The 7,832-nt window shown below is 67.5% G+C and carries 11 protein-coding genes; 2 read left to right on the forward strand and 9 right to left on the reverse strand.

The window, feature by feature from the left end; translation table 11 throughout:
- The first annotated feature begins 271 nt into the window (after positions 1-271).
- Entirely contained in the window at positions 272-790 is a 519-nt protein-coding gene (locus AC1DRP_RS32750; protein ID WP_441506683.1) for a Crp/Fnr family transcriptional regulator, read from the forward strand.
- Positions 791-1,134: 344 nt separating this feature from the next.
- Here the strand turns inward: AC1DRP_RS32750 and AC1DRP_RS32755 are convergent, their stop codons facing one another.
- On the reverse strand, positions 1,135-1,338 hold the full coding sequence (locus tag AC1DRP_RS32755) for a cold-shock protein (protein ID WP_069881900.1): 204 nt from the start codon (positions 1,336-1,338) through the stop codon (positions 1,135-1,137).
- Positions 1,339-1,377: 39 nt separating this feature from the next.
- Here AC1DRP_RS32755 and AC1DRP_RS32760 point away from each other — a divergent pair, with 39 nt between their 5' ends.
- Positions 1,378-1,692 carry a hypothetical protein gene (locus AC1DRP_RS32760; protein WP_476770697.1) on the forward strand — a complete coding sequence of 105 codons (315 nt, stop codon included), beginning with the start codon at positions 1,378-1,380 and terminating at the stop codon, positions 1,690-1,692.
- Here AC1DRP_RS32760 and AC1DRP_RS32765 read toward each other — a convergent pair.
- The 8 genes from AC1DRP_RS32765 to AC1DRP_RS32800 all read right to left on the reverse strand — a co-directional run.
- Positions 1,678-1,914 carry a hypothetical protein gene (locus AC1DRP_RS32765; RefSeq protein ID WP_441491100.1) on the reverse strand — a complete coding sequence of 79 codons (237 nt, stop codon included), beginning with the start codon at positions 1,912-1,914 and terminating at the stop codon, positions 1,678-1,680. The two genes, AC1DRP_RS32760 and AC1DRP_RS32765, sit on opposite strands and share 15 nt — an antisense overlap.
- Positions 1,914-2,108, reverse strand: a complete 195-nt coding sequence (locus tag AC1DRP_RS32770; protein ID WP_476770698.1) for a hypothetical protein — start codon at positions 2,106-2,108, stop codon at positions 1,914-1,916. The genes AC1DRP_RS32765 and AC1DRP_RS32770 overlap by 1 nt, the downstream gene beginning before the upstream one ends.
- A gap of 202 nt (positions 2,109-2,310) precedes the next feature.
- The gene (locus tag AC1DRP_RS32775) at positions 2,311-4,071 is read right to left on the reverse strand and encodes a CopD family protein (protein ID WP_476770699.1); all 1,761 of its coding nucleotides are present in this window, start codon (positions 4,069-4,071) and stop codon (positions 2,311-2,313) included.
- Position 4,072: 1 nt separating this feature from the next.
- Positions 4,073-4,441, reverse strand: a complete 369-nt coding sequence (copC, locus tag AC1DRP_RS32780; RefSeq protein WP_476770700.1) for a copper homeostasis periplasmic binding protein CopC — start codon at positions 4,439-4,441, stop codon at positions 4,073-4,075.
- Positions 4,442-4,482: 41 nt separating this feature from the next.
- Entirely contained in the window at positions 4,483-5,289 is an 807-nt protein-coding gene (locus AC1DRP_RS32785) for an ABC transporter ATP-binding protein (RefSeq protein ID WP_476770701.1), read from the reverse strand.
- Positions 5,283-6,302, reverse strand: a complete 1,020-nt coding sequence (locus tag AC1DRP_RS32790) for an ABC transporter permease (RefSeq protein ID WP_476770702.1) — start codon at positions 6,300-6,302, stop codon at positions 5,283-5,285. Before AC1DRP_RS32790 ends, AC1DRP_RS32785 begins: the two co-directional genes overlap by 7 nt.
- On the reverse strand, positions 6,289-7,311 hold the full coding sequence (locus AC1DRP_RS32795) for an ABC transporter substrate-binding protein (protein WP_476770703.1): 1,023 nt from the start codon (positions 7,309-7,311) through the stop codon (positions 6,289-6,291). Before AC1DRP_RS32795 ends, AC1DRP_RS32790 begins: the two co-directional genes overlap by 14 nt.
- Before the next feature lie 52 nt (positions 7,312-7,363).
- A partial coding sequence (locus AC1DRP_RS32800; protein WP_476770704.1) for an OsmC family protein occupies positions 7,364-7,832 on the reverse strand: 469 nt, incomplete at its 5' end.

Consider the following 7,832-nt stretch of genomic DNA (forward strand, 5'->3'; position numbering starts at 1 on the left):
ACCAGAATATGTTCGTCAGGAATAAGCTGGCGGAGCGTGCCCGAAATGAACAGCTCCAGTTGGTCCCGTTCCTTGCGACCCAGCATGCCGGCCCCCAATCCCGATCAGGATCAAGAGAATCACGCGAAGGCAGGTTTTTCAACGACCCCTTTCTCCTTTGTGTCTGTCGTCGATCCTCCTGCCATGCTTTCGAGCGTTCCTGATGAACCCGGGTTTAGATGAGCGAGGTTCTCCGGCCGGCCGACTCCTGGGTCAGCTCCGGGAACTTGCCTTGCAGGACAAACTTTGGGGCGACAGGCTCTGGACCGCCAGGGCTTGTCCCAAGGGCCATGTCCTGTTCGATCCGGACAATGCGCCGGCCGATCTGTTCATTCTCACGGAAGGGCTCATCAAGCTGGTCTACGTCACGCCCGAGGGCGATGAACGGATCAAGAGCTTCATCGCCGATCAGGGCCTGTTCGCGGCAGAGGGCAACGGGCCGGCCTTCGGCGCACGAACGCTCGAACCATCGACAATCATCCGGATTCCCCTGCCATGGTTGCAGCAGCGGATCGCCGAGAACCCGGATCTGCAGCGCGCTTACGGCCAGTTCGCGGATTGGGTCAGGCAGCGCAAATCGCGGCGCGAGCAGGCCTTGCTCTGCGATTCCGCTGCAGAGCGATTTCGGGCCATGCAAATGCTCGAGCCGGGCTTGTTGCGCCGCCTCTCCCAGGGGGATATCGCGCGCTATCTCGCCATCACACCCATCGCCTTCAGCAGGATCAAACGGCGCCTGAGCGCGGCAGAGTGACGGCATTGCACGCCGGAACTGTGAGGTTCAGCCATAGCCTCGCAAGCAATCTGCGGTAGCGGCGGTTCGAATYCGGCATCCCGGGCCGTCCTGCCGGCTCCGTCGCCAAGCGTAGTTCCATCGACAGCGATCGCGCTATGCTGACCGAAGGTTCGCAGGGCAAGGTTCCCGGTTCCACAGCGTCTTACCCACGCGGGCTAGCCTGCCCGGGGCGTGAAACCCGCCCGGCGCGCCTGATCGATGGATGTCCTGGCCTTCCAAGCGCTGCCTGACCGCGCAAATGCGATGTCGGGACGTGCCGTCAGGTGGCAAGCCGTTTCGACGCAAAAGACGTCAGGTGGTGATCAGAGAAGCTGGAGGGAGCCTGCCGCTGTCTTGCCGCGTTCGGTTTTCAAATCGAAAGCGACCTTCTGTCCTTCGGTCAGAGTCATCATGCCGGCCTCTTTCACGGCTGTGATGTGTACAAACACATCCTTGCCGCCGTCTGACGGCTGAATGAAACCAAAACCCTTCTCAGTATTGAACCATTTCACGTTTCCCGTCGCCATAGCCGCATCCTCTGAAGATTGCGTCTTGCGGGTAGGCGGATGCTCGATCCGACGACCCACGGTGAAAGAATTGACCGAAATGACAAGGTTGTCGAGACCAATCGTGAAGCGTCACTGGCCGACGATTACAGCCGGTTTATCATCGCAACTGTGAGTTGCCATCGAATAGCGCTGATGCATCAATATAAACCTCTGGTGGTGCTGGATCGATCGTACCCAGCGCCGACGCGCGATCCCTCCAAGGGCGATGATCTTTGCGCCACGCGCAACCTGCGTCATGACCTGCCCAAGAGCAGCAGGTTCCGAGCGAGGCGGACGTCGATCGCCCGCCGGTATCGCTCACGATTGCTCTGATCTCGCGTGCGACGGCAAGGAGCGCCCCGTCCCGACATCACCGCGTGCCGTATCGGCGAGCAAGGTCGCGGCATCCCTGAAAGCCTTCAGTGCCGTGTGTATCGCTGAGTTGAGCGGTACCGTCGCCTGATACTGCCCTATCTCGCGCCGGGCGCTCTCGACCAGGGCGAGGAGTTTCTCCGCGTCATAGGGCGAGAAATGCCTCTGTGTGCGCGTCACCATCATCCGATCCTCTTCCACGGCGCGCGACCGCGCACAAAACCCTTCGAGACCAGCCGCTCGGCGTCGGCGGCCAGGACTGCGAGATCATGCAGGAGCATGCGGATCGCCTCGCGCGCGTCGCCCTTGGCCTCGCAGAGCACCGCGTCGATATCCTGATCGGTGATGATCGTGATGGTCCCCTGATCGTCTGGCATATTTCATTCTCTCAATGAGAACAAAGAGGGAACATTCTGCGATTGGGGAGTCAAGCAACCCGGCCGTGTACCGGCGGCTTCTGCCCGGAGAAAGTCGGGCTTGTCGCGTACGGGCGCTCTTGGTGGATCCGTTGCGATCTGCTGCGCTCCCTGGCTGGTGCGCCAGCATTCCGCGCATTCGCGTGGCGCCCACGCCCACGCGCTAGTGATGGCTGGAGCCATCGTAGGGCGCCTCCCGAATGCTCTTCAGTTCGGTCGCGACGATATCCGGTGAGGCGCTGCTCTCGGTCTTGAAGGCCCGCCGCAGCCAGCCATTGGCGTCGATCAGAACCTGCGCGGGCGGCGGCCCGCCGCCGGTCAGTTCCGCGAGCGCGGCGGCCAGGGGCTCCGGGTCCTCGACCGGACAGCGGGCGACCGCGCCGTCAGCCTGGACCTGCGCGGTCGTGCCCTCGATCCACAGGCGCAGAACCCGGCCGTTGCCCGGTGCCAGGATGCCGCCCTCCGGGCAGCCGGCGACGAAACCCGGCATGCGGGCGGCCCCGGCAAAGCGCATCTCGGAGCGGTCATATATGCGTGCGCCGGCGCGCAGCCGGATGAAATCGATCAAGGCCCAGATCTCGGCATCGCCGAGGCCGGTCGCCGCCGGCATCGGCCCGACGCCGTGGCGGATCGACCAGAACAGCTCCCCGCCCGGGCGGCCCGCGATCAGCGGCGCCGAGAGGTCCGGAGGCCAGACCGCGTGGGCGACCGCGACCGGCCCGCGGCCGCGTGCGTCGAGGCCATGGCAGCTCGCGCAGTCGCGCTGGAACAGCGCGCGACTGGCCGCTATCGAGCGCGCGGAATAGCCGGTCGGTGAGAGCTGAAAGCTTGTCGGCACCGCGGCGACGACATAGGGGCGCCATGGCGGCACCTGGACATAGACCAGCGCTGCGGCTCCAGCCGCGAGCGCCGGCCAGCGCAGCTTGCGCAGCACGACGGCTAGGATGAAGAGCGCGGCCGTGATGGCGATCGGGCCGAGCAGGCGCAGGAGCCCGTCGCGCAGATAGGCATCGTCCCACAGGCCCGGAATAGGTCGCAGCGGCAAGGGCCAATCCGGCTGTTCGTGGATACCCGGCGGCTGGCTTGCGAGCGCGGCGGCAGMCGCGACCATGGCAAGCCCGACCCCCGCCTCAAGGGCGAGAGAGCGACGCAACCCGCGTATCGACCCGCCGGCCTCCGCCTGCGGTACGAAACGGAAGCGGTTGGCGCTCGCGATCCCGAGCAGAACCGCGAACAGGACGAGCTTGAGCAAGGCGAGCCGCCCGTAGTTCGTGCCGAGCGTCGCCGCCAGCGTGCCGAGAAGCGCCTGCACCTGCATCAGCGAGGTGAGGGCGAGCGTCAGCACGCAGGCGAGGCCGAGTGGCGTGAAGCGGCGTGCGATGGCAGCCGCCTGCGAGGGCAGGAGAAAACACGTCGCGAGCAGCGGCAGCAGCGCGCCGAGCCAGAGCCCGGCAGCCACGACATGCAGGCCAAGGGCGATCGTGACCCAGCCCTCAGTCGCTGCGCCATGGCCGAGCCCGCCTTGCAGGAAGGCGGCGGCAGCGAGAAGGGGCAGGGCGAGCCAGCGGCCGCGTCCCTCGCTGTGCAGCATCCACAGCGAGACGACCAGCAGGGCGAGGCGCAGCAGCAAGGTCCCGCCGAAGAGGGTCTGGAGGATGGCGAGCGCCGCCTCCCGGCTCGCGACGGCGTTCCCCAGCATGGCGCTGCCCTGGAACCAGAGCCAGGCGCCGCCGCTGACAAGGGACAGCACGACGCCGGCCCGGCTGAACCGGGCCAGCCTTCGCAGCAACGAGGTAGCCTCGGGCGCGGCGCCCAGTCGTCCCCACGCCAGCAGGCGAAAGGCTTCGGTGCCGAGGCTGGACAGCAAGGCGGCGAGATGGAGCCAGCGGATCGCCGGCAGTGCCGCCTCGATGAAGGCAGTCACATCAGGGCCTGACGGTGAACCGGTACTGCCCGGCGACGCGATGGGTATCGACGGAGGTCGCCGCCCATTCGACCGTGTACGGGCCCGGCGCCGTCGCCTYCAGGCGGATTTTCAACGCCTTGCCGTCGCCCGCCACGGCTTCCGCCGGCGCGAGCTGGACCTCGTGGCCCTGCGCGTCGCGCACGGTGATGCTGCTGAGCTTGATCTCGAGGGCCTCGGTGAAGCCGAGCACGATCTCGGCCGGGGCGGCGACCGTCGCGCCCTCGGCCGGCGAGGCGGTCCTGAGATGGGCATGGGCGAAGGCTGGCGAGGCGGCGAAGGTCGAGGCCGCAAGAGAGAGGGCGAGCGTGAGCCCGGTGACGCGAGACATGAACAGGGTCCTGTGATGGAGAGAGGGCTTTCGCCTGGCGATCACCAGCTGGCGTCGAGCCCGAGATGGGCGAGAGCCTGGCCGCGCAGTTCTGCAAGGCGCGGGTCGCCGCGATGGCGGGGATAGGGGAGGTCGTTGACGATCTCGGCCTTGATCCGGGCGGGGCGCTCGCTCAGCACGATGACGCGCTGGGCCAGGAACAGCGCCTCTTCCACGTCATGCGTGACGAGCAGCGTGGTGAAGCCGCGCTGGCGCCAGAGCTCTGCGATCTCGGTCTGCATCGCGATCCGCGTCAGAGAGTCGAGCTTCCCCAGCGGCTCGTCGAGGATCAGCACGCTGGGATCATTGACGAGCGCCCGCGCCAGAGCTGCGCGCTGCGCCATGCCGCCGGAGAGCTGGCGCGGAAAGGCCCGTTCGAACCCGGCGAGACCGACCGTCCGCAGCGCATCGTCGACGCGGCTCTTCTGTGCGGCGAGCAGGCCGCGCGCCTCCAGCCCGAGGGTGACATTCCTCCAGACGGTGCGCCATGGATAGAGCGTCGGGTCCTGGAAGACGACGACGCGGGACGGGTCGKGCGCCGTGATCAACTCTCCCGCGGCTGAGATCCGGCCCCGCGAGGGCTGTTCGAGCCCGGCGACCAGCCGCAGCAGCGTCGACTTCCCGCAACCGCTCGGGCCGAGCAGGGCGACGAATTCGCCGGCCCGAACGTCGAGGTCGATATCGTCGAGCACCGGCAGCGGCCGGCCTTCGAGATCGAAGGCATGCGAGACACCGGCGACCGCGAGATCGGCTCCCCGCGCGGTCGGCGCGGTGCGATCGGCAGCGAACGTGAGCGAAGCGGCTACCATTTCACCACGTCCTTCTGCCAGCCGAGCAGCCGGTCACGCGCGGCGAAGAGCAGCGTGATCAGGCTCGAGAAAATCAGCGCCATGACGATCAGCGCGCCATACATGTTGGCATAGGCGGCCCAGCCCTGGGCCCATTGCAGGTAGTAGCCGAGGCCCGATTTGACGCCCATCATCTCGGCCGCCACCAGCACCGAGAAGGAGGCGCCCAGCCCCATGAACAGGCCGACGAAGACATGCGGCAGGGCGGCCGGGATCGCGACCTTGAAGATCAGGAACGAGCGGCGGGCGCCGAGCGTGCGGGCGACGTCGTAATAGGCCTTGTCGACGCTGGCGACGCCGGACCAGGTCAGCACCGTGACCGGGAACCAGGTGGCGAGCGCGATCAGGAAGATCGCCGCCGAAAAGCTCGAGGGAAAGAAGAAGAAGGACATCGGCAAGAGCGCGGTCGACGGGATCGGCCCGAGGAAGCGCAGCACGGGGTGGACCCAATAGCCGAGCCCGCGCGACCAGCCGATCGCGACGCCGGTGACGAAGCCGGAGAGCGTGCCGAACGCGAAGCCGAGCGCGAGCAGCCGCAGCGAATGCAGCACGCTTTCGCCCAGACGCGGCCAGTCCTCGGCATAGACCTCGACCAGCGCGGAGGGCGGCGCGAAGAAGGGCACCGGAAGCAGGCCGAGCTTGGCCGTCAGCAGGTCCCAGATTCCGACGAAGAGCGCGAGCACGACGAGCCAGGGCGCGGCCCGGCCGAGCCGCGCGCCGAGCGGCGGCCAGACGGCGCCGATCGTCGTGGCGATCGCCAGCAGGACCGCCCATGCGACGAGGCCGAGATTGGTCTGGTCGACATAGAGCGGTTCGGCGAAGCCGACCTTCCTGTTCGCGAGCAGGGTGACGGACGCGGCGACCGCGGTCCAGGCCAGCGTGGCAAGGGCGCCCCGTGTCAGCGCCCAGCCATCGACCTGCAGGGGCGGCCGGTCGAAGGCTGCCGCGGAGCCTGTCTGTTCAAACGGCGACATTGGGCACGATCTTCTGCGCGAAGGCCTTGGCGTCGGTGCTCTTGCGGATCACGTTGACGAGCTTCAGCTGTTCGGTGAACAGGGCGACGTCGTCGCGCAGCGCCGCTCCGGTGGAGTGGTGGTCGTGGGTGTGGCTGCGCAGGATCGCGGCCACCGTCTCGGGCGTCACCTTCGCCGGGACGAAGGGGGCGAAGATCTCGGCCGTCTTATCGGGGTTGGCCGCGGTCCAGGCCTGGGCCTCGACGATGGCGCGGGAGACCGCAGCTGCGACCTGGGGCTGGTCGCGGATCAGGGCGCCGCGCAGGCCGAGCACGCAGCAGGTCGACTTGGCGTATTGGCCCTCGAGATTGGTGGCGAGTTCGACGAGCTTGTCGCGCTCGCGGATGAGATAGAGATGCGGGTCGTCGCCGGCCAGCGCCTGGACCTCGCCCTTTTTCAGCGCTTCGCCGAACAGGTCCTGCGGGTACTGCACCCAGCTGACATCCTTCTCCGGATCGAGGCCGATCTCGGCGAGACGGATGGCGAAGAAGTTGCGTACCGGGCTCGCCGGGTCGGTGACGGCGACGGATTTGCCCTTCAGGTCCTTCAGGCTGCCGATGCCGGCATTCTCGGCGACGAGCAGTCGCATGCAGCCGCCATGGGTGCCGACGGTCAGGCCGACATCGAAACCTTGTTCGAGGGGCTTCAGCCAGCGTAGCGCCATGCCGATGCCGCCATCGGCATGGCCGGTGGCGATCGCCTGGAGCAGCGCATCTGTCGGCCCGCTGAAATTCACCGGCTCGACCGCGATGTTGTATTTCTCGAACAGGCCCTGCTTCAGAGCGACCGAGATCGGCGACTGGCAGACGGCCGTCTGGCCCCAGGCGAGCTTGATCGTCTGGCGCTGCGCCAGCGGTGCGGCCTGGGCGAAGGCGTGATGCCCGGCGAGACCGGCGAGCGGCGCGGCGGCGAGTGCGGCGGCTCCGCGCAGGAGCGCGCGGCGGGTGGGCTGGCTGGTGAAAAGGCTCATGTTTGCTCCTTTGCCGCTGCGGTGAGCGGCCACGTGCAGGGGAGTGAGAAGATCAGGCGGCGGCGCGGCTGGCCGGGATGCGTTCGACGGTTCCACGCACCTCCGTGCCGCGTCGGAGCAGGTTCAGGATCGGGCAGAAGCGTTCGACTGCGGCGTTGAGGGCGTCCAGATCGGTCGCATCGGTGGTCAGCCGCACCGTGTAGGAGAGGTCGTGGGGGTAAACTGGCACCGTCTCGAAACCGGGCGTGCCGGCGCGGGGATCGAGCTGGCCCTGCACCTCGACGGAAACATCCCGCAGATCGATCTGCTKGTCGGCCGCCTGGATCAGGTAGGTGTGCGTCAGGCAGCTGGACAGCGCGCCGAGCAGCAGCTCCGGCGAGCTAGGGCCGAGATCATAGCCCGCAAAATCCGGCGGGCTGTCGCTGACGACCTGGAAGTCGCGGATCCGGATGCGGCGGACGCCGCTGCGCCCTTCGGCCGTGGCCCGGGCTTGCAGGCGCTGCGGTCGGGCCTCCGGCGTG

This window comes from Allobosea sp. 01N443 (genome assembly GCF_056399325.1).

Coding starts and splice junctions, on each gene's coding strand:
- AC1DRP_RS32795 (WP_476770703.1), bottom strand. CDS start 7,311: ATGAGCCTTTTCACCAGCCAGCCCACCCGCCGCGCGCTCCTGCGCGGA.
- AC1DRP_RS32760 (WP_476770697.1), top strand. CDS start 1,378: ATGCTCGATCCGACGACCCACGGTGAAAGAATTGACCGAAATGACAAG.
- AC1DRP_RS32770 (WP_476770698.1), bottom strand. CDS start 2,108: ATGCCAGACGATCAGGGGACCATCACGATCATCACCGATCAGGATATC.
- AC1DRP_RS32790 (WP_476770702.1), bottom strand. CDS start 6,302: ATGTCGCCGTTTGAACAGACAGGCTCCGCGGCAGCCTTCGACCGGCCG.
- AC1DRP_RS32755 (WP_069881900.1), bottom strand. CDS start 1,338: ATGGCGACGGGAAACGTGAAATGGTTCAATACTGAGAAGGGTTTTGGT.
- AC1DRP_RS32765 (WP_441491100.1), bottom strand. CDS start 1,914: ATGGTGACGCGCACACAGAGGCATTTCTCGCCCTATGACGCGGAGAAA.